Annotated in this window: 22 protein-coding genes; 14 read left to right on the forward strand and 8 right to left on the reverse strand. The window is 61.7% G+C overall.

Features of this window, described 5'->3' with window-relative positions; translation table 11 throughout:
- Nucleotides 1–227 precede the first annotated feature (227 nt).
- Together BM403_RS20795 and BM403_RS20800 are read left to right on the forward strand one after the other, a co-directional pair.
- Complete coding sequence (locus BM403_RS20795; protein WP_046034176.1) at nucleotides 228–593, forward strand: response regulator; 366 nt, start codon at nucleotides 228–230, stop codon at nucleotides 591–593.
- Nucleotides 594–751: 158 nt separating this feature from the next.
- Nucleotides 752–2,152, forward strand: a complete 1,401-nt coding sequence (locus tag BM403_RS20800) for a DUF1254 domain-containing protein (RefSeq protein WP_064055130.1) — start codon at nucleotides 752–754, stop codon at nucleotides 2,150–2,152.
- A 261-nt stretch (nucleotides 2,153–2,413) separates the two neighbouring features.
- Here the strand turns inward: BM403_RS20800 and BM403_RS20805 are convergent, their stop codons facing one another.
- Nucleotides 2,414–3,085 (reverse strand): DUF3313 domain-containing protein, encoded by a 672-nt coding sequence (locus BM403_RS20805; RefSeq protein WP_093544529.1) that lies wholly within the window; start codon nucleotides 3,083–3,085, stop codon nucleotides 2,414–2,416.
- Between the two features lie 143 nt (nucleotides 3,086–3,228).
- The gene (locus tag BM403_RS20810) at nucleotides 3,229–3,723 is read right to left on the reverse strand and encodes a hypothetical protein (protein ID WP_043205339.1); all 495 of its coding nucleotides are present in this window, start codon (nucleotides 3,721–3,723) and stop codon (nucleotides 3,229–3,231) included.
- 199 nt (nucleotides 3,724–3,922) lie between these two features.
- Between BM403_RS20810 and ccoN the strand changes: the two genes are divergently transcribed.
- From ccoN to BM403_RS20825, 3 genes are all read left to right on the forward strand, one after another.
- Complete coding sequence (gene ccoN / locus BM403_RS20815) at nucleotides 3,923–5,350, forward strand: cytochrome-c oxidase, cbb3-type subunit I (protein WP_046034180.1); 1,428 nt, start codon at nucleotides 3,923–3,925, stop codon at nucleotides 5,348–5,350.
- A gap of 1 nt (nucleotide 5,351) precedes the next feature.
- Nucleotides 5,352–5,561: a cbb3-type cytochrome c oxidase subunit 3 gene (locus BM403_RS20820; RefSeq protein ID WP_012724191.1), complete on the forward strand. Its 210-nt coding sequence runs from the start codon at nucleotides 5,352–5,354 to the stop codon at nucleotides 5,559–5,561.
- A gap of 90 nt (nucleotides 5,562–5,651) precedes the next feature.
- The gene (locus tag BM403_RS20825) at nucleotides 5,652–6,344 is read left to right on the forward strand and encodes an aspartate/glutamate racemase family protein (RefSeq protein WP_012724190.1); all 693 of its coding nucleotides are present in this window, start codon (nucleotides 5,652–5,654) and stop codon (nucleotides 6,342–6,344) included.
- Here BM403_RS20825 and BM403_RS20830 read toward each other — a convergent pair.
- A complete protein-coding gene (locus tag BM403_RS20830) occupies nucleotides 6,341–6,853 on the reverse strand; it encodes a GNAT family N-acetyltransferase (protein ID WP_046034181.1) in 513 nt (170 codons plus the stop codon). The genes BM403_RS20825 and BM403_RS20830 overlap by 4 nt on opposite strands.
- Before the next feature lie 238 nt (nucleotides 6,854–7,091).
- Here BM403_RS20830 and BM403_RS20835 point away from each other — a divergent pair, with 238 nt between their 5' ends.
- From BM403_RS20835 to BM403_RS20850, 4 genes are all read left to right on the forward strand, one after another.
- Complete coding sequence (locus BM403_RS20835) at nucleotides 7,092–8,063, forward strand: helix-turn-helix transcriptional regulator (RefSeq protein WP_093544532.1); 972 nt, start codon at nucleotides 7,092–7,094, stop codon at nucleotides 8,061–8,063.
- Nucleotides 8,064–8,165: 102 nt separating this feature from the next.
- Complete coding sequence (locus BM403_RS20840; protein WP_012724187.1) at nucleotides 8,166–9,041, forward strand: transporter; 876 nt, start codon at nucleotides 8,166–8,168, stop codon at nucleotides 9,039–9,041.
- A 22-nt stretch (nucleotides 9,042–9,063) separates the two neighbouring features.
- Complete coding sequence (locus tag BM403_RS20845) at nucleotides 9,064–10,248, forward strand: MFS transporter (RefSeq protein WP_256577193.1); 1,185 nt, start codon at nucleotides 9,064–9,066, stop codon at nucleotides 10,246–10,248.
- Nucleotides 10,245–11,357: a class II histone deacetylase gene (locus BM403_RS20850; RefSeq protein WP_093544535.1), complete on the forward strand. Its 1,113-nt coding sequence runs from the start codon at nucleotides 10,245–10,247 to the stop codon at nucleotides 11,355–11,357. Before BM403_RS20845 ends, BM403_RS20850 begins: the two co-directional genes overlap by 4 nt.
- Here BM403_RS20850 and BM403_RS20855 read toward each other — a convergent pair.
- Both BM403_RS20855 and BM403_RS20860 read right to left on the reverse strand, forming a co-directional pair.
- On the reverse strand, nucleotides 11,354–12,496 hold the full coding sequence (locus BM403_RS20855) for a glycerate kinase (protein ID WP_093544538.1): 1,143 nt from the start codon (nucleotides 12,494–12,496) through the stop codon (nucleotides 11,354–11,356). The genes BM403_RS20850 and BM403_RS20855 overlap by 4 nt on opposite strands.
- Before the next feature lie 91 nt (nucleotides 12,497–12,587).
- Nucleotides 12,588–13,694 (reverse strand): sugar diacid recognition domain-containing protein, encoded by a 1,107-nt coding sequence (locus tag BM403_RS20860; RefSeq protein WP_093544541.1) that lies wholly within the window; start codon nucleotides 13,692–13,694, stop codon nucleotides 12,588–12,590.
- A gap of 161 nt (nucleotides 13,695–13,855) precedes the next feature.
- Between BM403_RS20860 and BM403_RS20865 the strand changes: the two genes are divergently transcribed.
- Entirely contained in the window at nucleotides 13,856–15,166 is a 1,311-nt protein-coding gene (locus BM403_RS20865) for an MFS transporter (RefSeq protein ID WP_012724182.1), read from the forward strand.
- 54 nt (nucleotides 15,167–15,220) lie between these two features.
- Here the strand turns inward: BM403_RS20865 and BM403_RS20870 are convergent, their stop codons facing one another.
- Complete coding sequence (locus BM403_RS20870) at nucleotides 15,221–15,925, reverse strand: SDR family oxidoreductase (RefSeq protein ID WP_093544544.1); 705 nt, start codon at nucleotides 15,923–15,925, stop codon at nucleotides 15,221–15,223.
- A gap of 101 nt (nucleotides 15,926–16,026) precedes the next feature.
- Between BM403_RS20870 and BM403_RS20875 the strand changes: the two genes are divergently transcribed.
- The 3 genes from BM403_RS20875 (at nucleotide 16,027) to rarD (ending at nucleotide 19,073) form a co-directional block, all read left to right on the forward strand.
- Entirely contained in the window at nucleotides 16,027–16,929 is a 903-nt protein-coding gene (locus BM403_RS20875; protein ID WP_012724180.1) for a LysR family transcriptional regulator, read from the forward strand.
- A gap of 79 nt (nucleotides 16,930–17,008) precedes the next feature.
- Complete coding sequence (locus BM403_RS20880) at nucleotides 17,009–18,019, forward strand: aldo/keto reductase (RefSeq protein WP_012724179.1); 1,011 nt, start codon at nucleotides 17,009–17,011, stop codon at nucleotides 18,017–18,019.
- A gap of 172 nt (nucleotides 18,020–18,191) precedes the next feature.
- Nucleotides 18,192–19,073, forward strand: a complete 882-nt coding sequence (gene rarD, locus BM403_RS20885) for an EamA family transporter RarD (protein WP_093544667.1) — start codon at nucleotides 18,192–18,194, stop codon at nucleotides 19,071–19,073.
- 59 nt (nucleotides 19,074–19,132) lie between these two features.
- Here the strand turns inward: rarD and hppD are convergent, their stop codons facing one another.
- Nucleotides 19,133–20,209, reverse strand: coding sequence for a 4-hydroxyphenylpyruvate dioxygenase (hppD, locus tag BM403_RS20890; RefSeq protein ID WP_012724177.1), 1,077 nt, complete (start codon nucleotides 20,207–20,209; stop codon nucleotides 19,133–19,135).
- 244 nt (nucleotides 20,210–20,453) lie between these two features.
- On the reverse strand, nucleotides 20,454–21,377 hold the full coding sequence (locus BM403_RS20895) for a DMT family transporter (RefSeq protein WP_093544547.1): 924 nt from the start codon (nucleotides 21,375–21,377) through the stop codon (nucleotides 20,454–20,456).
- Between the two features lie 77 nt (nucleotides 21,378–21,454).
- Here BM403_RS20895 and BM403_RS20900 point away from each other — a divergent pair, with 77 nt between their 5' ends.
- Complete coding sequence (locus BM403_RS20900; protein WP_012724175.1) at nucleotides 21,455–22,324, forward strand: LysR family transcriptional regulator; 870 nt, start codon at nucleotides 21,455–21,457, stop codon at nucleotides 22,322–22,324.
- Nucleotides 22,325–22,365 lie beyond the last annotated feature (41 nt).

The following is a 22,365-nucleotide window of genomic DNA, read 5'->3' on the forward strand; positions in this document are numbered from 1 at the left end:
CCAAAGGTGGAAAAACCGGGAGTTTGCCCCAAACGGGCGGGCAAGACTATTTTTCTAGAACGGGTTTGTACAGATTCCTACATGGGAACAGGCTATTCTCTATGGTCTTTTCTAACGCATTGTTTTTACGGCCTGCGGGAACTTGTCACGAGTGCGCGCTTACTCAAGGAAGAGGCCTGTCAGAACGGCCGCGTGTAAACCCTCGCCTTTTTTGGGAATTTCATATTATGTCCGCAGTCACTTCCACCATCCTTGTCGTTGAAGACGATGCCATCGTGCGCATGCTCATCGTCGATGTTCTGGAGGAGTTGGCGTTCAGTGTGCTGGAGGCTGCCGACGCGGCAGAAGCGCTGGCAATCGTGGAAAACACCGAACATGTCATCGACCTGATGATGACCGACGTCGGCCTGCCGGACATGGACGGCAAGCAGCTGGCCACCAAGGTGCGTGAACTGCGCCCTACCCTGCCTATCCTGTTCGCCAGCGGCTATGCGGAGAATATCGACGTGCCCGCCGGCATGCAGGTGATCGCCAAACCGTTTTCCATTGATCAATTGCGCGACAAGGTCAAATCGATGCTGCCCGCCGCCTGAGACCCCCTCTTGGCGTGTGCGCCGTCCCGCCAGGGCAACGATTTGTGCACAGTTGGCGTTTGTTTGCAGGGATTAACGTGACGTTCGGCCAATAAACCGGTTAACTCGGCGGTTTAATCCCATGCCCTCAAAAAAGATCTCTGGAAGGACGCAACAACATGATTGGAAAACCGACGCGCCTGCTGTTGGCGAGCCTCTCGATATTCATGAGTACCGGCGCCTGGGCCGACTTCACCGCAACGCCCAGCGAAGCCCGGGCCATTGCCAAGGAAGCCTACCTGTATGGCTTCCCGGTGGTGGAGATGTACAAGACGCTCTACACCCAAGCCGTTGACAAGGGCGGTGCCAATTTCAAGGCGCCGATCAACCGTATCGGCCACTCCGCCCAGGTATTTACGCCTAAGGACACCGGGGTCGTCACACCGAACCCGGACACGCCCTACTCCTTCGTGTGGATGGACCTGCGCAGCGAACCGCTCGTACTGACCCTGCCCAAAATCGAAGACGACCGTTACTACTCGGTGCAGTTGATCGACCTTTACACGCAGAACTTTGCCTACCTGGGCACTCGCAGCACCGGTAACAACGGCGGCCACTACATGATCGCCGGCCCGGACTGGAAGGGCCAGCAACCGGTGGATGTGGACCGCGTGATCTACAGCGAAAGCAATATCGCCTACGCCCTGTACCGCACGCAGCTGTTTGATGAAAAAGACCTGAACAAGGTCAAGCAGATCCAGAGTGGCTACAAAGTGCAGTCGCTGAGCAGCTATGTGAAGCTCGCCGCACCGGCCAAGGCGCCGAAAATCGAATGGCCGAAGCCGACGGCAACCATGAGCGACAGCCCACAATTGTTCCGCTACCTGAACTTCATGCTGGCGTTCGCCGCGCCCCAGGACAGTGAAAAAGACCTGCTGGCACGCTTTGCCAAGATCGGTGTCGCGCCAGGTGCACCGTTCAAGGTCAACCAGTTGACCGCCGAACAGCGCAAGGCCCTCGAAGACGGCATCGCTGATGGCAAGGCCGAGTTTGCCGCGTTCAAGAAAGACAAACTGGACACGCAACAAGTCCCCAGCGGGGAGCTGTTCGGTAGCCGCGACCACCTTAAAAACAACTACCTGTACCGCTATGCCGGTGCCGACACGGAGCTTTTCGGCAACTCCACCGACGAGGCGGCTTACTTGACTTACGTCGTCGACAGCGAGGGTAAACCGGCCAACGGCGCACGCCATAGCTACACCGTGCACTTCGCCAAAGACCAGTTACCGCCAGCCGATGCGTTCTGGTCGCTGACCATGTACGACGCCAAGACCAAGCTGCTGGTGCCCAACCACAAGAAACGCTACCTGATCAACTCGCGGATGCTCTCCAGCCTCAAGCGCGACGCGGATGGCGGCCTGACCCTGGCGCTGCAGCACCACGAGCCGCCAAAAGCGGAACAGAGCAACTGGTTGCCGGCCCCGCCGGGCCCGTTCTATGCGGTGTTGCGCATTTACCTGCCCAAGCCTGAGGTCGGTAGCGGTCAATGGAAGCTGCCTCCCCTGACCCCGCTCAAGTAACACCCATGCCCGGCCGCAACAGCGTCAGGCCGGGCATGTCCTAATGCCAGTCAGTTAAGGGTGAGCACCGTACCTGTGGCGAGGGAGCTTGCTCCCGCTGGGTCGCGAAGCGGCCCCAGCTCTTTGTTTCAAAAGACTGGGACTGCTGCGCAGTCCAGCGGGAGCAAGCTCCCTCGCCACGGGTTACTTTTCGCTCTTGCTGCTCCTTAACTGACGGGCATTAGGGCATGTCCCTGCGATACAAAGCCAATCCCTGCGGATTTAGAGGCGTTTGAGCTTGAGGTACGACTGATGCAAGTCGGACGCCCACCCATCAATCACGCCTTTCACATCCTCAGCTTTCATCACCTGCGAGTCATTGGCCAATGGCTTGCCGGTGCCTTTGCGCACCACCTGGGCAAGTACCTTGCCACTCGATCCATCGAGAAACTGCGCCTCGGTGCCCAAGGTGGTTTCCTGATCACGGATGCCGGTGCCGGTACTCACCGCCGCGGCAACCAGAGCCACGGGGATGAACTCATAAGGCTTGAGGCCTTCGGTCTTGCTGCTGACGGCGGTGATCGCCGCACGTACCACCATCACGCCGGGGCCAGGACCATTGGCCAGGGGCAGGGATTTTTCCAGCTCCCGCCTAAGCGCCTGGCTGTAGTAGGCGTTGATACCCGTGAGGGTACTGTCGGGGATTTTCGCGGTCGCCTGCGGTTTGGGATAGAACTGGGTCGGTTCGATGTACACCGCGGTGTAGCGGCTCAGGTCCAGTTTGGGGTCGACCCAGCGCATCACTTCGGCACCCGAAGGGGATTTGGCTTCCTTGAGCTGGCTGTAGTCCGAGAGGAAGCCGGAATACTCATCCGGTTGAGTGACCTTGCTGGCACAGCCTGCCATCGCGATTGACGCAACGCACAGCGTGCTGATCAGTAGCCTTAGTTTCATCATTGAACTCCCTGGCAGTCATCATCGAAATGTTGAGCTGTAGGTATAGCCAATCCTGAAAAATTAGCGTTATTGCACGAGTCGGTTTGACCGGCCGGCGATGCTCCAGCAGCCCAGCGGTCGTGGCGACCCCGCGCTGACACTCAGCCGCGTTCGCGTGGAATCAGGCTTTGCAACTGCGAGGCCAGGAAGTTGGCGTCGAAGCCAAAGGTGTCGGGGTCTTTCAGGCCATTGGTTTTCTTCCATAGCCAGTCGTTCTTGTCCGCGGGCAGCACCAAGGAAACGCTGCCGTGCCGCGCAGCGGTCAAGCCCATGACGGACACGGAGATCAAGCCACCCACACCCATCACATCGGGCACGAACTCGACCGGCTTGCCGGTGATCTGTACGGTCAGTTTTTCGGTCTTGAAGGTCGATGTCTCCACCGGCACGCTCGGGCCGCTGGCAACGTAGGCCTCGCGATGCACCTCCAGCAGTCCCACGGTCTTTACCGGTTCCAGCCACTGCTCGATCTGCCCGAACAGCTCTGCGAGCTTTTGCGCCCAGCGGGCCGATTGCACATCGAATTGCTGTTTCTTGTGCGCTTCGCTATCGGCGTAGTGACGAAGCATCTCGCCCAGTTGCTGTACATCGTCCATTGCGGATTTCCTTGGGTGGGCCAGGTAACTAGCGTCGATCATGGCAGATGCAGCCACTGGCCGTACGATTAACGGCTTTTTTGTAATGAGCCCGGCGGCTCCAAGCAAGCTGATCCGCCGTAATGAGGTATTTCTGAGTCTGTTTTGTTTTGCCCACACTTCCTAAAGTGCCGCCACTTGGAACCGTGGGAGGACAAGCATGAGCACCGCAACCATCGGGCAGGCCTATAACTATAAAGTCGTGCGTCAATTTGTAATCGCCACCCTCGTCTGGGGCGTGGTCGGCATGGCGATGGGCGTGTGGATCGCCTCGCAACTGGTCTGGCCGGAAATGAACCTGGATCTGCCCTGGACCACTTTTGGCCGGTTACGGCCCTTGCACACCAGCCTGGTGATCTTCGGCTTTGCCGGCAGCGCACAGTTTGCCGCCAGCTATTACGCGGTGCAGCGCACCTGCCAGGTTCGGCTATTTTCCGACCGCCTCGCTGCGTTTACGTTTTGGGGCTGGCAGTCGGTGATCGTGATCATGCTGATCAGCTTGCCGCTGGGCTATACCACCACCAAGGAATACGCCGAGATCGAATTCTCCGGCGCGGTGTGGATGGCGGTGGTGTGGGTGGCCTATGCCGTGGTGTTCTTTACCACGGTGGTGCGGCGCAAAACCCAGCACATCTACGTGGGCAACTGGTTTTTCGGCGCGTTTATCCTGGTGATCGCCATGCTGCACGTGGTCAACCACCTGGCAATCCCGGTGGACGGGTTCAAGTCGTACCCGGTGTATTCCGGGGCCACCGATGCCATGGTGCAGTGGTGGTATGGGCATAACGCGGTAGGGTTTTTCCTGACGACCGGCTTTCTGGGGATGATGTATTACTTCGTGCCCAAACAAGTCGGCCGGCCGGTGTATTCGTATCGCTTGTCCATCGTGCATTTCTGGGCGTTGATCACCCTGTATATCTGGGCCGGCCCGCACCATTTGCACTACACCGCGCTGCCGGACTGGGCGCAGTCACTGGGCATGGCAATGTCGCTGATCCTGCTGGCGCCGAGCTGGGGCGGGATGATCAACGGCATGATGACGTTGTCCGGAGGCTGGCATCAGTTGCGCACCGATCCGATCCTGCGTTTTCTGGTGCTGTCGCTGGCGTTCTACGGTATGTCGACATTTGAAGGCCCGATGATGGCGATCAAGACCGTCAACGCCCTCTCCCACTACACCGACTGGACCATTGGCCACGTCCACGCCGGGGCGTTGGGCTGGGTGGCGATGATCACCTTTGGCTCGCTGTACCACATGATCCCCAAGGTATTCGGGCGCGAGCAGATGCACAGCGTGCCGCTGATCAACCTGCACTTTTGGCTGGCGACCATCGGCACCGTGCTGTACATCGCCTCGATGTGGGTCAATGGCATAACCCAGGGCCTGATGTGGCGGGCAGTCAACGATGACGGCACCCTCACCTACTCGTTTGTCGAAGCCTTGCAGGCCAGTCATCCGGGGTTCGTGGTGCGTTTTGCCGGGGGCGTGTTCTTTCTGACCGGGATGGTGCTGATGGCCTACAACACGTGGCGCACGGTGCGGGTCGCCGACCTGAGCGTGGCTCAACTTGACGCGCGGATTGCCTGATATGGGCGGCTTACTGATGGTGGTGTGCCTGTATGGCGCGGTGGAATACTGCTTGCGCGGTCAGTCTGAGCAGAGCCTGGACGACGCCAGCCTGATACCTTTTGCCGATGACCCGCAAGTGGCGCGGCGCGTAGAGCGGGCGACCGGCAAGCAGATCAACGCCGTGGCACCGGAAGAGGCCAAGCCGGGCTGGATCAACCTCGACCTGTAGAACTGCACCGGTCATTTCGCCGGCAACTGCGTATGACTAATCCGCGGCTGATGCGTAAGGTGAAGCGACTTTCCTTGCCAGGAGCACCGCATGCGCACCATCGGCCTTATCGGCGGCATGAGCTGGGAGTCCAGCGCCGAGTATTACCGCATCATCAACCAACGCGTGCGCGACCAACTCGGCCCGCTGCGTTCGGCGCAACTGCTGATGTACAGCGTAGATTTCGGCCCAGTGGAGCAGGCTCAACACGCCGGCCGCTGGGACGATACCGCGCTGATCCTCGAAGATGCCGCGCGCCGCCTGCAGGCCGGCGGTGCGGAGTGCGTGGTGCTGTGTACCAACACCATGCACCTCGTGGCGCCGCGTATTGAAGCGGCCGTCTCGATTCCGTTCCTGCATATCGCCGACGCAGCCGGCGCGGCGGCCGTGGACGCCGGCACGCTCACAGTCGGCCTGCTCGGCACCGCGTTCACCATGGAGCAGGATTTCCTCATATCCCGCCTGGCGGCCCAAGGCCTGACCGTGCTGGTGCCCGAGGCGGACGCACGCCAGGCGGTGCACCGGATCATCTATGAAGAATTGTGCGTCGGGGTGATCAGCGACACATCACGCCAGGTCTACCAACGGGTGATCGAGTCCCTGGCCGCACGCGGTGCCCAGGCGATCATCCTCGGCTGCACGGAAATCAGCCTGCTGATCAAACCCGAACACAGCCGCCTGCCGCTGCTGGATACCACCGAGCTGCATGCGCAGGCTGCGGTGGCGTTCGCCTTGCAGGATTAAGCCGACGTGCGCAGGCGCGCCATGCTCACGGTGTCGACAAACCGACCGTCACGCAGGGCGTAATCGCGCAACACGCCTTCAACTTCAAAGCCGAATTTGCGGTACAGCGCCTGCGCCGCTTCGTTGTCGGCGTACACCGTGAGTTCCACCCGGCGCAGGTTCATCCAGTTGTCGGCCACGTCCAGCGCTGCCGTCAACAACCGCGAGCCGACGCCCTTGCCCTGCCACGCCGTCGCCACGCCCATGCCGAACGAGCCGACGTGGGCCTGGCGCACGCGCAGGTACTGCTCCAGGCCAAGCTGGCCGATCACCTCGCCGCCGTGCACCGCCACCAGTTGTAGCCGCCGCTCGTTGTCCATCACCAAGCGCTTGCGCCACGCCTCGACCGACTGGAAAGGCATCTGCAGCACCTGACGGCACACGGCCGGTTCGTTATAGAGCGCGGCGACCCCCTCAAGGTGGGCCTCGGTAAAGCGCTGGATCACGATATGAGGTTCAGGCGTGTGCATTGTGTTTCATCCTTTGAAAGACAAGTGACCGGCCAGTGTAGGGGGAAAACCGGAAGCGGGAAAAGCGCCGTGGCACCTCCCGAAAGATCCCACACACCCATCGGCCGCATCCTGCATCTGAACGATAGCGATCGTACTCGGCTGCACCGATACTTGGCCCAGGCCCTGCCACGTCATTTCACCGTACCGGCCTTCACCCTGTGACCAGAACAATAAAAAGTCGCACAGAGGAACACTCATGAGCCGTCCTGACCCTTCGGGCCTGTTGCAGGCCTTCAGCACCCTGATCCTGGATCTGCAGCGATTGGCCCAACACCAGGACATCGAGCACTTCCAGCACCACGCATTGGCGCGCGTCAGTCAGTTGTTGCACTTCGACAGTGCCTGGTGGGGCCGCGCGGCGCTGATCGGGGATTTGCCGGAAGAACACAGCAGCTGCCTGTACCACTTGCCGCCGGCTTACTTGACCGACTGGCAGTCCATCCGTCATCTGGATGTGACCGTCGGGCGCGTGCATGCTCAGCCCGGCGAGGCGGTGATCATCGATATGTCGGACCCGGCGAGCGGCACTGGCTTGAACTGGCTGGCCGACCGGTACGGCATCGGCGAACTGTTGTGTGTCATCCACATTGACCCGCAAACCAGCCTCAGCGATCACCTGACCCTGTATCGAAAGCCCGGAGCGCAACGGTTCGCCGAACAAGACTGCCAGCTGCTCAACCACCTGATGCTGCACTTGGTGGCAGCGGTCTCGGCCAACCAGATCCGCACGCTGGTGGCCACCCGCGAAACCCTGATCAGCCCGCGCAACCTGGCCTTGGCGGTATGCGGCCCGCACGGCGTGTTGCAGTGCGCCGAACGCGGCTTTATAGACTTGCTGCTCAACGAATGGCCGCAATGGAGTGGTCCGACCTTGCCGGTGCCACTGGATGAGCGTGGCCATGAGGGCAAGCAGATCCATATCCAGGTGTCCGCGGTGGGCGACCAGTTCCTGTTGGCCGCGCGCGTCAACCGTGCCCTGCCCCAGCTCAGCCCACGGGAGAACGCTGTAGCCCAGGGCTTCGGCGAGGGCAAGACCTACAAGGAAGTCGCCCGCGACCTTGGGCTCTCGCCCAATACCGTGCGCCACCACTTGCGCACGATCTACAGCAAGCTCGGGGTCAGAGACAAAGCACGCATTGCGCACTTGGTGCACGCCCCACCTGAATAATCCCGCGTTTTTTTAGTTTCTTTGCGCTGCCCGTTTTGGCGGCCACGGGCGGCTTTTGCCCAACTTTCAGTCCCTGCCCTCACCCATAAGAGACACCTTGCCATGACTCAACCCACCCTGCGCACCTTGCCTTTACTGCTCGGCGGCACCTTACTGTGCCTCGACAGCCAGGCTGCCGACCTCAATGCCCGGGATTTCTTCAGTGCACCGCCCGGCACCCAACTCGGTGTGCTGTACCTGCCGGCCACCCGCGCCGGGGACTTTCACGGCCCGGCCGACACCACCGGCAAGGCCGAACTCAAGGTCAATGCCGTCGCTTACCGGCAGGTGTTTTTCACCGATGCCTGCGGCACGCTCTGCACCCCGCAGTTCATTGTGCCGTTTGCCGATATCAATGCTCGCCTGCCGGGCGCGACCCGGCACACCGGAGAAAGCGGGTTCGGCGATCCACAGGTCGGCGGCACGCTGTTTTTCATCAATGACCCGGCGTCCCGCACCTACAGCGGCCTGCTGAGCCTGATCACCGTGCCGGTGGGCGAATACCACCGCAACAACCCCGACGTCTCGCCCGGCGGCAATCGCTGGGGCGCGACCTTTGTCTACAACTACACCCAGGGCATCGGCGAAAAATGGGTGCTGGAAGCCAACCTCGAAACCCAGCTGTACGCCACCAATGACGACTACTTTGGCAGCGAACTCAAGCAAGACCCGCTGTATCGCCTGCAAGCGTTTGCCTCCTACGACTTCAGCCCTGCCACCTACGGCGCATTTCGCCTGATCCAGGCCGAGGGTGGCGCGCTGCGCATCAACCGTCAGCGAATCGACGACACCCGCAAGCGCTACACCCAGCTGGGGTTCGAGGTCGGGCATTGGCTGGATCAGCAGAACCAAGTGATGTTCAGCCTTTCGCAAAACGTCGCGGCATCCAACGGCTATGCCGGCACCGAGGCCTTGCTGCGCCTGGTCCACGTGTTCTGAACCCCCTTTCCGGAGCCTGACCATGCACACTCATTCCCACGCAACACAGGATCGGCCTCGCCCAGCGTCCGTTTCCTGGAACCTGCTCGCCGCCATCGTGCTGTTTGCCGCGATCACCCCGACCATCCTGATGACCGCGCCCGCCGTGGCCGCGCAGTTGGGCGCCCAATGGCAACTGAGCCCCTCGCAGATCGGCGACTTGTTTTCAGTGGAACTGGGCGCGATGAGCCTGGCGACCCTGCCCGCCCTGTGGTGGCTAAGGCGCGTGAACTGGCGGTTGGCGGCCATGGCCGCTGCCGGGTTGTTTATCGCCGCCAACCTGCTGTCGATGCTTGCCGACAGCTACACCCACCTGCTGACCCTGCGCTTCGCCAGTGCCTTGGCGGGCGGTTCATTGATGATTATCTGCCTGGCCAGTGCGGCCACCACGGCCAACCCCAGTCGCGTCTACGGGTTGTGGGTGATGGGGCAACTGGTCGTGGGCGCCATCGGCCTGGCGGTATTGCCCGGTTTGTTCGAGCGCTATGGATTGGGTGCCTGCTACCTGATCCTCGCCGGCCTGATGACCCTGTTGTTACCCCTGGCGCGCAGTTTTCCCAACGCCGCCCCGGCGCCACAAGCAGCGGAAACCGCGCGGGTGTCCGGCTCGCGATGGCACGCCGCGCTGGGCGTCGGTGCGGTGCTGGCCTTTTACATCAGCCTTGGCGGGGTCTGGACGTTTATCGGCGCCCTGGGCGCCCGTGTCGGGATATCGCCGCAAGACAGCGGCGAGGTGCTGGCCGTTGCGACGGTCATCGGGATCGCCGGCGCCGCCTGTGCGTCGCTGATCGGCCCACGCCAGTCGCGCCTGCGATTGTTGCTGGTGGGCTATGCCCTGATGGCCGCCGCCGTGTTGCTCCTACTGGGCCAACCGACGCTGATGCGCTTCTCCCTGGCAGCGCTGCTGTTCAAGTTCACCTGGACCTTCATCCTGCCGCTGATCCTCGCGTGCCTCGCTGACCTGGATCACAGCGGCAAGCTGATGAATGCCTCGAACCTGGTGATCGGCGGCGGCCTGGCCATCGGCCCGGCAATCGCCGGCCGACTGATCGAGATCAGTGGCAGCTTTACGGCGCTGTTGATCGGCGGCGCCGTGATCACCTTGTTGTCGCTGGCAATGATCCTCGCCAGCCGTCCCAAACCCGTCGTTGAAATGGAGCCTGTATGAACCGAACCACCGCGTTTTTCTTTGATGAAATGAGCCTTTGGCACAGCGCCAGCGCCCATGCATTGACCTTGCCCGTGGGTGGCTGGGTGCAGCCACCGGCCGGCAGCGGGCATGCCGAGTCCCCCGAAACCAAACGGCGCATGAAAAGCCTGCTGGATGTGTCTGGGTTAAGCCATCACCTGGACATCCACAACGCTGCGGTCGCCAGCGAAACCGACTTGTTGCGCGTCCATGGCCGCGAATACCTGCAGCGCTTCAAGGCGCTGAGTGATGCCGGTGGTGGCGAGCTTGGGCCGCAGGCGCCGATAGGCCCGGGCAGCTACGAGATTGCCCGGCTCTCCGCCGGCCTGACCATGGCCGCCGTCGACACCGTGCTCAAGGGCCTCGCGGATAACGCCTACTCGCTGTCTCGCCCGCCTGGCCATCACTGCCTGGCGGACAGCGCCATGGGCTTCTGTTTCCTGGCCAACATCGCCATCGCCATCGAAGCCGCCAAGGCCCGCAGCGGGCTGGGCAAGGTCGCCGTGATCGATTGGGACGTACACCATGGCAACGGCACGCAAGCGATTTTTGAGGCGCGGGCGGATGTCTTGACGATCTCGTTGCATCAGGACGGTTGTTATCCGCCGGGCTACAGCGGTGAACAGGATCGTGGTCGCGGCGCCGGGCGGGGAGCGAACATCAATATTCCCTTGCCGCCGGGATGCGGCCACGACGCTTACTTGCATGCGATGACGCGCATCGTGGTACCGGCGCTGGAGCGTTTCCAGCCGGAGCTGATCATCGTCGCCTGCGGCTTTGACGCCAACGCCGTCGACCCACTCGCGCGGATGTTGCTGCACAGCGAGTCGTTTCGCCTGATGACCCGTTGCGTGCGCCAGGCTGCCGAACGCCTGTGCCAGGGGCGCCTGGTGCTGGTGCATGAAGGCGGCTACAGCGAAGCCTATGTGCCGTTTTGCGGCTTGGCGACACTGGAGGAATTGTCCGGTGTGCGCACAGCCGTGGAAGACCCGATGCTGGCACTGGTCGAGCTGCAGCAGCCCAAGGCGGCGCTGCTGGAGTTTCAGAAGCGGTGGGTTGATCAGTTGGCAGCGGGCTTGATTGATTAGCGGGTGCGCACCGCCAATCGCCACACCCGCGCAATATCCGACGCCCGCTCACGCAGCAGGCGCGGCGCCTCGCTGCAGGCTTGCTCAAGGCTCATCGGCCCCGAAGGCAAGGCGAAAGCGGCATCCACGCCATGGGCATACATCTGCTCATAGCCCTCGCCCAGCGTGCCGGCAATCACAATGACCGGCACGTTGTGCTGCCGGGCGATACGTGCCACGCCGAACGGGGTTTTGCCGCGCAGGGTCTGGGCGTCGAAACGGCCTTCGCCGGTGATCACCAGGTCGGCGCCACGCACAGCTTCATCCAGGCCGACCAATTCGGCGACCACGTCTACACCGGCACGAAACTGCGCGCCCAGGAACGCCTTGGCGGCAAAGCCCAAGCCGCCGGCGGCGCCGCTGCCGGGTTCGTCGCGCACGTCGTTGGGCAGCACGCGGGCGCAGTGATCGGCAAAGTGACCAAGGGCGGCGTCCAACTGTTGCACTTGCTCGGGATTGGCGCCCTTCTGCGGGCCGAAAATCGCCGACGCGCCGTGGGGCCCGCACAGCGGATTGTTGACGTCCGCAGCGATTTCGAAGCGGACCTGCGCCAGGCGCGGGTCCAGCTGTTCAAGGCTGATATGCGCCAGGCGCGACAGGGCCAGGCCGCCGGGTGGCAGCCGTTGCGCCTGTGCATCGAACAGTTGCACGCCCAGCGCCTGTATCGCGCCCGCGCCACCGTCGTTGGTGGCACTGCCGCCAATCGCCAGGATGATGCGTTGGGCGCCGGCATCCAGGGCTGCGCGGATCAGTTCGCCGGTGCCGTAAGTGGTAGTGACACAGGCATCGCGCTGTTCCGGCGGCAGCAGTTGCAGGCCGCTGGCCTCGGCCATTTCGATGATGGCGGTGTGGCTGTCAGCCAACCAGCCCCAACGTGCTTGAACCGCTGCGCCGAGCGGGCCTCTCACGGTGTGGCGCCGCAACTCGCCGTGACATGCCGCCAGCACCGAATCCACCGTGCCTTCACCGCCATCCGCCATTGGACACTGGACCAACTGTGCATCCGGCCAGACCTGCGCCAGCCCGTCAGCAATGGCCTGGGCGACGCCTTCAGCACTCAGGCTGTCCTTGAACGAGTCGGGGGCGATGATGATTTTCATGGGCTTTCTCCGGTTTTTATAACGCCCATGCTGCCAGTTGGCACGGCCGCTGACGCCAGTCCGGTGCACAAGTGCGGATGCGCTTTGTTGTTCATTCCGACAAAGCCTGGGGCAGCAACTGCACGCCGAGGTAGAGCGCAAGCATGCCGTCCAGGGTCAACGGGTCGACACCGCTGAGTTCGGCAATGCGCTCCATGCGGTAACGCAGGCTGTTGCGGTGAATGCCCAGCGCATCGGCGCAGGCCTGGCTTTGCCCGTCGTGTTCGCACCAACTGCGCAGCGTGGCCTGCAGTTGGCCATTGCTGTCTTTGGCCAGCACTTTGCGCAGGGGGTTGAGCAGTTCGTCGAGGGCATCGTCGTTGCGATGGCGCCAGAGCATCACGGGCAGGCGATAGCGGTTGAGGGTCAGCAGCCGTGACTGCGGCAGCACATCGCGGCCATAGGCGAGCAAATCACCGACACGTCGATAGCAACGGCGCAGCCCCGCCAGCCCATCCGCCTGCCCGCCAACGGCGACGCGCAGGATATGCCAGCCGAGGCCTTCAAGCTTTTCCAGCAGCCGTGGGTTGTCGACCTGTATCGCGGCCGGACGGCACCATAACAATGAATATTGCGCCGAGCTGACGCACCAGCTGTCCGGGTAACGCGAGGTCAGCCAGGTACTCAAGGCTTCCGCCGATTGCCCCGCGCCCAGTTCGAACAGGTACGGTGTACGCGCCATCTGCGGCTTGAGCCCCAGCTGTTGAGCTTCGTCCACCAGGCGCGGTGAGTCGCCGGTATCGGCCAGCAGCAAGGCCAGCAGATCGTCACAGCGTTGGCGCCGCCATTGTTGCTCGGCCTGCTGGTGGCGATGGCTCACCAGCATTTCGGCGGTCATGCGCACCAGCTCGGCGTAGGTGCGCAGGCCTTCCGGCTCACCGGTGATGCCGAGCACGCCGATCAGGCGGCCGTCATGCAGCAGCGGCAGGTTGATGCCCGGTTGCACGCCTTTGAGGTGCTTGGCGGTCTGGCCGTCGATTTCCACCACGCGGCCATTGGCGAGCACCAGTTGTGCGCCTTCATGGCGAGTGTTGATACGTTCGGGCTCGCCGCTGCCGAGAATCAGGCCCTGGCTGTCCATGACGTTGACGTTATGGGGCAGGATCGCCATGGTTCGATCGACAATATCCTGTGCCAGGTCATGATCCAGCTCGAACATGGGGCTAATTTCCTAGAAAACGATGGTTGTTCATAGGCACAGCGCAATAGCGGCTTCACTGTGCGCACGCACAAAGACAGCGGCCTGCCAGGTGGCCGAGACTCAGTGGGCGATCAACGTTAACCTCGCATCGCAAAAAATCATAATAAAGAGAGACTCCCATGTCACAGAGCGCCGCCGTCACACTGGCCACCGATGACGATAAAAACGCCATCTACAAGCGCGTTACCCTGCGCTTGATCCCCTTCATTTTCATCTGCTATCTGTTCAATTACCTCGACCGGGTAAACGTTGGCTTTGCCAAGTTGCAGATGCTCGATGCGTTGAAATTCAGCGAAACCGTGTACGGCCTCGGTGCCGGGATCTTCTTTATCGGCTACGTGTTGTGCGGTGTGCCGAGCAACCTGGCGCTGACCAAGTTCGGTCCACGGCGCTGGATTGCATTGATGATGATCGTCTGGGGCACGCTGTCGACCTGCCTGCTGTTCGTCACCACACCGACCCACTTCTACACCCTGCGCCTGTTTACCGGTGCCGCCGAAGCCGGCTTCTTCCCTGGCGTGGTGCTGTACCTCTCGCAGTGGTTCCCGACCTTCCGCCGTGGGCGGATCATGGCGCTGTTCATGTCGGCCATTCCGGTTTCCGGCCTGCTGGGCAGCCCGTTCTCCGGCTGGATCCTCAACCACTTCGCGGCGGGCCAAGGCGGCCTGGCCGGTTGGCAGTGGATGTTCCTGCTGCAAGGTATCCCGACTGTGATTTTGGGCGCCCTCGCCTATTTCCTGCTCAGCGACAGCTTTGCCCACGCCAAATGGCTCAAGCCGCACGAGCGCGCAGTGCTGGAAGCCGACCAGGCGACCGACCTGGCCAACAAGCCGAAAACCACGACCGATTCGCTGGCCGAAGTGTTCAAGAACCCAGCGATCTGGGCGTTCGGCCTGATCTACTTCTGCATCCAGAGCGGCGTGTACGCGATCAACTTCTGGCTGCCGTCGATCATCAAGAACCTGGGCTTCAGCGATAACCTGGTGATCGGCTGGCTCAGTGCGATCCCTTACCTGCTGGCGGCGGTGTTCATGTTGCTGGTGGGTCGCTCCGCGGACTTGCGCAAAGAGCGTCGCTGGCACTTGGTGGTGCCGATGTTGATGGGCGCCATTGGCTTGGTGATTGCGGTGAACTTCGCGACGACGCCGGCCATTGCGATCCTCGGCCTGACCATCGCCACCATGGGTGCGCTGACCGGCCTGCCGATGTTCTGGCCGGTGCCCACCGCGATGCTCAGTGCCGGCGCGGCGGCGGGTGGCCTGGCGCTGATCAACTCCATGGGCCAGATGGCCGGCTTCCTCAGCCCGTACATCGTGGGGTTTGTGAAAGATGCCACCGGATCAACGGATGTGGCGCTGTACCTGCTGGCGGCGGTGATCGTGGCGGGTAGTGTGCTGGCGTTGCGGATGACGCGTACCCTGAAGGTCTAACGCAGTCACATGTGGGGAGTGGTGTGGCCGCCCCCCGCAGTGTTTGTGCGGTGTTTACAACAGGCCGCCGCCGTCGATGTCGATCACGGCGCCGGTCATGAAGCCATTCTCCATGGCCAGCACATACCCCGCCGCGACCTCCTCCGCCTGCCCCACGCGTCCGACCGGCAAAGCGCCGCCGGCCTTGGCAAACATCGCCAGGCGCTGTTCTTCAGCCAACCCCGCATACGCCGGTGTGTCAATCACGCCTGGACTGATCACGTTGACCCGGCGCGGTGCCAGCTCCTTGGCCAATTGCTTGCCCAGTGCTTCGGTCGCGGCGTTAATGCCGGTCTTGATGAACTGGCCCGGCGCCAATTTACGTCCCAGTTGCCCCGAGGTCAGGCTGATGCTGCCGTGTTCGTCAAGAAAAGGCAGTGCCAGCTGAATCGCTCGCAGCGAGCCCCAGAGTTTTACGTTGAAATTTTCCTGGGCCTCGGCCAGGTCGGTCTCAAGCAAGGTCTTGGCGCGTACCGTCGGCCCCGAGGTGTAGACCAGGTGGTCAAAACGTCCCACGGTCTCGAACAGGCGTTGCAGGGAGGCTGCATCGGTGACGTCCACCGGTTCGCTGCGCAGGTCGTTTTCGTTACCGGAGACCAAGCGCCGCCCGGCCAATATCACTTGTGCACCCCGCGCAGCGGCGGCCTGGGCCACAGCGGCGCCGATGCCGCTGCTGCCGCCGATCACGATGACGGTTTTGCCGTTGAGGGAAGAAGTCATGGGGAAAATTCCTGCTCGAGAAAATGAGCGTTCATCTTCCCAGCTTGGCAATCAGCGAAAAATCCCGGTAAAACGACAAGATCTTTAAAGGATTTTTACAAATGAGCTCAACCCTCGACCTTGAAGTCTTCGTGCGCACCGCCGACACCGGCAGCTTGTCCGCCGCCGCGCGCGGGCTTGGCTTGACCCCGGCCGCCGCCAGCATCGCCCTCAAACGCCTGGAAACGCGCCTGGGCATCCGCCTGTTGGCGCGCTCCACGCGCAGCATGCGCCTCACCGAGGAAGGTCGGCGCTACCTCGAAAGCGTGCGGGTAGCGCTGGAGGCGCTCTCGGAAGGCGAACAGGCGATCAAGCAGCAGGGCCAGAGTCTCAGTGGTTTACTGCAACTGGCGGCGCCTTCGGATTTCGGGCGCAATGTGCTGCTGGGCTGGCTGGACGAGTTCAAGCTCGAACACCCCAACATCCGTCTGCAATTGCTGCTCAACGACAGCAATGCCGACCTGTTCCGCGACACCGTCGACATTGCCCTGCGCTTTGGTGTGCCCAGGGACTCCAGCCTGGTAGCACTGCCGGTGGTGCCTGGGCACCACCGCATCCCCTGCGCCAGCCCGGACTACCTGGCGCGCCATGGCACGCCCCGAACACCGGCCGATCTGGCGCAACACAACGCACTGCGCTACATGCGTCAGGGCCGGGCCAACAGCACGTGGTATTTTCGCCAGGACACGGCGCTGCAGGAGGTTGAGGTGACGGGCGATTACTTGAGCGATGACGGCGAAATCGTGCGGCGCTGGGCGCTGGCCGGCCACGGCATCGCCTACAAAGCCAACCTGGATATTGCCCGTGACATCCAGGCCGGTCGGCTGGTGCCCTTGCTGCCTGATTGGCAGGGCGAACCGACGCCGTTCAACCTGATGTGCCCCCACCGCCTGCAAGTATCGGAACGGGTGAAAGTGTTGCATCGCTTTTTACAGGGTCGTTGTCAGGCGCTACTGAGCGCGTGAAGAAACGCGTGCGGGGCTTGTCCCAGAGCCTTGGAGTCTGGTATTGCATGGCATACGTTTCGGCCAAGAGGAGCTATCCATGATCTACCGCACATTGGGCCAGTCCGGGTTGAAGGTCAGTGCCTTGACCCTGGGCACCATGATGTTTGGCAAACAGACCAGCACCGAGGACTCGCTGCGCATCATCGACAAGGCCTGGGACCAGGGCATCAATTTTATCGACACGGCGGACGTCTACACCGGCGGCCGCTCCGAGGAAATCGTCGGCGAAGCGATCGCCCGTCACCGCGAGGATTGGGTGGTGGCGTCCAAGGTTGCCATCGGCCCCACCGACGGGTTGCCCAACCGTAGCGGCCTGAGCCGCAAGCGTATCTTCAATGCGTTGGAAGCCAGCCTGAGCCGCCTCGACACAGACTACCTCGACATTTACTACCTGCACCGTGAAGACCACACGACCCCGCTGGAGGTGACGGTGTCGGCAATCGGCGACCTGATCCGCCAGGGCAAGATCCGCTACTGGGGCCTGTCCAACTATCGCGGCTGGCGCATTGCCGAAGTGATCCGCGTGGCCGAGCGCCTGGGCGTGGACAAACCGGTGATCAGCCAGCCGCTGTACAACATCGTCAACCGTCAGGCTGAGGTCGAGCAGATCACCGCCGCAGTCGCCTACGGCTTGGGTGTAGTGCCTTACAGCCCATTGGCGCGTGGTGTGCTCAGCGGCAAATACGCCCCGGATGTAGCGCCCGAAGCCGGCAGCCGTGCGGCGCGCCAGGACAAACGCATCCTGGAAACCGAATGGCGCGTGGAATCGCTGCGCATCGCCCAGCAGATCCAGCAGTACACCCAAGGCCGAGGCGTGGGGATTGTGGAGTTTGCCATTGCTTGGGTGTTGAACAGTTCGGCGGTCAGTTCGGCGATTGTCGGGCCGCGCACCGAGGAGCAGTGGGACGCCTACCTTGGCGCGTTGGACGTGAAGATCACGGCGCAGGATGAAGCGTTCATCGACTCGCTGGTGACGCCGGGGCATTCCTCCACGCCCGGGTTCAATGATGTGGAGCACTTCGTCTCGGGCCGCGTGGCGCGCGGTTAATCTGCAAGCCCCCTGTGGCCCACAGGCCACAGGGCGGATCCCAACGAATCCACGGCGAGAAATTTTCCTGAAAAACGCCCCAAAACAGCGCAACCCTCTCACGCTAAAAGCACCATAATCCCCTCCTGCAATCCCCCTCTTTTTTGTACCCATGGTTTTTCGCGAGGACAGTGTGTCTAAAGGTGTTGTGTTATCGGTCTCGGCCTCGGCGTTGTTCGCTGTGATGTATTACTTCACATCATTGCTCACCCCCTTGAGCGGCCTGGAAATTTTCGGCTGGCGCATGCTGCTCACCGTGCCGTGCATGACGGTCTTCATGATCGTCAGCGGCGAATGGCGGCGGGTGTGGGAGCTGGTACGGATGTTAGCCGGCAAGCCCCGTCTGATCGCGGGTGTGCTGCTGTCTTCAGCGTTGCTCGGCGTGCAGCTGTGGCTGTTTATGTGGGCGCCGCTGAATGGGCGCAGCCTGGATGTGTCGGTGGGGTACTTCCTGTTACCGCTGACCATGGTGCTGACTGGGCGCCTGGTATGGGGCGAGCAGCTGTCGTATTTACAGCGGGTCGCGGTGTTTTTTGCAGGCCTCGGCGTGCTCAACGAGCTGTACCAGGCCGGCGGTTTCTCCTGGGCAACACTGGTGGTGATCATCGGTTACCCGCTCTATTTCATCGTGCGCAAATACCTCAAGACCGACCACCTGGGCGGCCTCTGGCTGGATATGGCGCTCATGCTGCCGGTGGCCTGGTGGTTTGTGCAGAGCGGCGAGCAAGGCTTTGCGGTGATGGATACGCACCCGAAGCTGTATGCGTTGATTCCTATGCTGGGCCTGATCAGTGCGTCGGCGCTGGTGAGCTATATCATTGCCAGCCGTTTGCTGGCATTCAGCCTGTTCGGGCTGCTCAGCTATGTGGAGCCGGTGCTGTTGCTGGGCGTCGCACTGATCTTGGGTGAAGGGATCAAGGGCGGCGAGTGGTTGACCTACATCCCGATCTGGCTGGCGGTGATGGTGCTGGTGTTTGAAGGGTTCAAGCATTTGGTGCGTCAGCGTAGAGCCTGATGCACAGGCAATAAAAAGCCCGGCCGAGACATCTCTCGGCCGGGCTTTTTTACGCTTGCTTAGTCGGTGGCCAATACACCACGACGCACCTGGTCGCGCTCGATGGACTCGAACAGCGCCTTGAAGTTGCCTTCGCCAAAGCCATCGTCACCTTTGCGCTGGATGAACTCGAAGAACACCGGGCCCATCAGGGTTTCCGAGAAGATCTGCAGCAGCAGGCGCTTGTCGCCCGCAACGGACGAGCCATCCAGCAGGATGCCGCGCGCTTGCAGTTGATCCACCGGCTCGCCGTGGTTCGGTAAGCGGCCTTCAAGCATTTCGTAGTAGGTGTCCGGCGGTGCGGTCATGAAGCGCATGCCAATCTTCTTCAACGCGTCCCAGGTCTTGACCAGGTCGTCAGAGAGGAAGGCCACGTGCTGGATACCTTCACCGTTGAACTGCATCAGGAACTCTTCGATCTGCCCGGCGCCCTTGGACGACTCTTCGTTCAGCGGGATGCGGATCATGCCGTCCGGCGCACTCATGGCCTTGGAGGTCAGGCCGGTGTACTCGCCCTTGATATCGAAATAGCGCGCTTCACGGAAGTTGAACAGCTTCTCGTAGAAGTTGGCCCAGTAGGCCATGCGCCCGCGATAGACGTTGTGGGTCAGGTGGTCGATGACCTTCAGGCCTGCGCCTTGCGGGTTGCGCTCCACGCCTTCGAGGTAGACGAAGTCGATGTCGTAGATCGAGCTGCCTTCGCCGAAACGGTCGATCAGGTACAGCGGCGCACCGCCGATGCCCTTGATCGCCGGCAGGTTCAGTTCCATCGGGCCGGTTTCGATGTGGATCGGCTGGGCGCCGAGCTCGAGCGCGCGGTTGTAGGCTTTTTGCGAATCCTTGACGCGGAAGGCCATGCCGCACACCGACGGGCCGTGCTCGGCCGCAAAGTAGGAGGCGATGCTGTTGGGCTCGTTGTTAAGGATCAGGTTGATCTCGCCCTGGCGGTACAGGTGCACATTCTTGGAGCGGTGGGTCGCGACCTTGGAGAAGCCCATGATCTCGAAGATCGGCTCCAGGGTGCCCGGCGTCGGCGACGCGAATTCGATAAATTCAAAGCCCATCAGGCCCATTGGGTTTTCGTATAGATCTGCCATGATTTGGCGCCTCATCATTCTTGTAGTGACGGATTCAATTGCCAGCAAGGATGAGGTGCACAGGCGGCGCACAGGAGAGGCCTCGCACGCTGCGGGCGAGGAAGTCACCAAAGATGAGGGGGGAGCCGAGTAGCTTCATGGTGTCATCGGTCTCTGACGGCTTAGGCTTGCGTGAGCGCAAGTCCATATTCTTGTATGCGTAAATCGATTCTACACAGCGTAACAGTGTTTGTCCGTACTCTTATCAAATCCCCATTGCCTTGGCCTGCGCAAGGGGTTTGTTGCACAGGTAGATGCCCAGCAGGATCACCGCACCGCCGATCAGCATTGGCGCGGTCAACTGTTCGCTCAGCAGCAAGGCGCCAAAGATCACGGCCGTGAGTGGGTTAAGCGCGATGAATACCCCGGAGCGGGTCGCGCCGATACGTCGGATGCCATCGTAGTAGCCGATATAGGCCAGCGCCGACCCCAGCACACCCAGGTACAACAGGCTCATGACCTGCGAAAAATGCAGTTGGCCAATGGCCTCCACACTAAAACGGCCCGTGATCAGCGAGGTCACGGTGAGCATCAGGGTGCCCAACAGGATTGACCAGGTGACCGTCTGCAGCGGCCCGAGGCTCTGGTTCAGTTCGCGGGAAAACAACGAGTAGATGCCCCACCCCACCACGCAACCAAAGATCAGCAGATCGCCCCGCCAGTTGCCGGCCCCTTCGCCCAGCAACTGCGGGTTGCGGCTGATGATGACGACGGCGGCGCCCGCCAGGCATAAGGCAATGCCGATGACCTTGATGCTATTCAGGCGCTCCTTGAATAACCACCAGGACGCCAAGCCAATCACCGCTGGGTTCAGGGCCACGATCAATGACGCCCGTGACGCGTTGGTGTACTGCAACCCGTAGAAGAAACACAGGTTGTAGAAAAAGATGCCGAAAAAACCCAGCACCAGCAATTGTGCGGCCTGCCGCGGGTTTGGGCGCGCCAAGGGAATACGTGCGCCCCCCATGAACACCAACAATGCCAGGCTGGCCAGGCAAAAGCGCAGGCTGGCCGCCAGCAGAGGGTCAACCGCCTCACTCAGGTAGCGACCGGCGACGAAGGTACCGCCCCAGATCATGGTGACGGCGGCCAACTTGAAGTAAGTGATGCGATCCGAGGTTGAATACACGGGCGGTGGCTCTAATGGCTTGAGGGTTAGCCCATTGTTCTGGTAATACAGAGTCATCGTAAAATGAGCTTTCACTCATGACCCTGACTCAACTTGAAATATTCTCCCTGGTGGCCGAGCTGCAAGGTTTTACCAGCGCCGCCCACCGCCTGGGCATCAGCCAATCGGCGGTGTCCCATGCGATCAAGGGGCTGGAGGAGGAACTGGGCGTGGCATTGTTCAGGCGGCACCAGGCCCAGGTGGAACTCAGTGATATCGGCGCGCAATTGCTGGGACGCGCCCGCGCGATGCTGGGGTTGGCCAATACACTGCAACAAGAGGCCGCGGACGCTCGGGGCATGAAACGCGGGACGTTGCGCATCGGCTCCTTCGGACCGACATCCTCAACCTACCTGCTGCCGAAGATCCTCAACCGGTTTCGCCTGGAGTATCCCGGCATCGAAGTGCATGTGGACGAAGGGCCGGACAGGCAAGTCATGCAATGGCTCGACGAACGCCGGATTGATATCGGCTTTGTGGTGCTGGAACAGGAACGTTTCGACACCTTCGCGCTGTTCGAGGACCAGATGGTAGCGCTGCTGCCAGCCGACCATAAGCTGGCGGCCCGCGAGCAGGTCAGCCTCAAGGAATTGTGCAACGACCCCTTTGCGCTGACTGAGGCCGGCTCGTCTGAATTGGTGCTGCGTCTGTTCAACGAGGCGCGGCTGACCCCTAACGTGCGTTTTCGCTGCTCGCAGTTGCTAAGCACCCTGGAAACCGTGGGTCGCGGCGATGCCGTGAGCGTGGTGGCGCAGTCATCGTTGCCAATTTGGCGCGATCAACGCTATGTACAGCGCGCGCTGTCACCGCGTGTGCCGCGCCGGGTGGGCCTGGCCGTGCTGGATCGGCGGCACGCGTCCCCTGCGGCTCTCGCCTTCATTCGCATTGCCCAAGCTTTGGCGTGGTAGTGGCAGCTACTGGCTAAACGCTAGGTACCGCGAGCTTATTT

Origin of the sequence: Pseudomonas sp. OV546 (assembly GCF_900116845.1) — a bacterium.
Lineage (GTDB): Bacteria > Pseudomonadota > Gammaproteobacteria > Pseudomonadales > Pseudomonadaceae > Aquipseudomonas > Aquipseudomonas petroselini.

Coding starts and splice junctions, on each gene's coding strand:
- BM403_RS20830 (WP_046034181.1), bottom strand. CDS start 6,853: ATGCACACGCCTGAACCTCATATCGTGATCCAGCGCTTTACCGAGGCC.
- BM403_RS20880 (WP_012724179.1), top strand. CDS start 17,009: ATGATCTACCGCACATTGGGCCAGTCCGGGTTGAAGGTCAGTGCCTTG.
- BM403_RS20810 (WP_043205339.1), bottom strand. CDS start 3,723: ATGGACGATGTACAGCAACTGGGCGAGATGCTTCGTCACTACGCCGAT.
- BM403_RS20855 (WP_093544538.1), bottom strand. CDS start 12,496: ATGAAAATCATCATCGCCCCCGACTCGTTCAAGGACAGCCTGAGTGCT.
- hppD (WP_012724177.1), bottom strand. CDS start 20,209: ATGGCAGATCTATACGAAAACCCAATGGGCCTGATGGGCTTTGAATTT.
- BM403_RS20825 (WP_012724190.1), top strand. CDS start 5,652: ATGCGCACCATCGGCCTTATCGGCGGCATGAGCTGGGAGTCCAGCGCC.
- BM403_RS20865 (WP_012724182.1), top strand. CDS start 13,856: ATGTCACAGAGCGCCGCCGTCACACTGGCCACCGATGACGATAAAAAC.
- BM403_RS20860 (WP_093544541.1), bottom strand. CDS start 13,694: ATGTTCGAGCTGGATCATGACCTGGCACAGGATATTGTCGATCGAACC.
- BM403_RS20900 (WP_012724175.1), top strand. CDS start 21,455: ATGACCCTGACTCAACTTGAAATATTCTCCCTGGTGGCCGAGCTGCAA.
- BM403_RS20805 (WP_093544529.1), bottom strand. CDS start 3,085: ATGAAACTAAGGCTACTGATCAGCACGCTGTGCGTTGCGTCAATCGCG.
- BM403_RS20840 (WP_012724187.1), top strand. CDS start 8,166: ATGACTCAACCCACCCTGCGCACCTTGCCTTTACTGCTCGGCGGCACC.
- BM403_RS20875 (WP_012724180.1), top strand. CDS start 16,027: ATGAGCTCAACCCTCGACCTTGAAGTCTTCGTGCGCACCGCCGACACC.
- BM403_RS20820 (WP_012724191.1), top strand. CDS start 5,352: ATGGGCGGCTTACTGATGGTGGTGTGCCTGTATGGCGCGGTGGAATAC.
- BM403_RS20835 (WP_093544532.1), top strand. CDS start 7,092: ATGAGCCGTCCTGACCCTTCGGGCCTGTTGCAGGCCTTCAGCACCCTG.
- BM403_RS20845 (WP_256577193.1), top strand. CDS start 9,064: ATGCACACTCATTCCCACGCAACACAGGATCGGCCTCGCCCAGCGTCC.
- ccoN (WP_046034180.1), top strand. CDS start 3,923: ATGAGCACCGCAACCATCGGGCAGGCCTATAACTATAAAGTCGTGCGT.
- BM403_RS20870 (WP_093544544.1), bottom strand. CDS start 15,925: ATGACTTCTTCCCTCAACGGCAAAACCGTCATCGTGATCGGCGGCAGC.
- BM403_RS20800 (WP_064055130.1), top strand. CDS start 752: ATGATTGGAAAACCGACGCGCCTGCTGTTGGCGAGCCTCTCGATATTC.
- BM403_RS20795 (WP_046034176.1), top strand. CDS start 228: ATGTCCGCAGTCACTTCCACCATCCTTGTCGTTGAAGACGATGCCATC.
- BM403_RS20850 (WP_093544535.1), top strand. CDS start 10,245: ATGAACCGAACCACCGCGTTTTTCTTTGATGAAATGAGCCTTTGGCAC.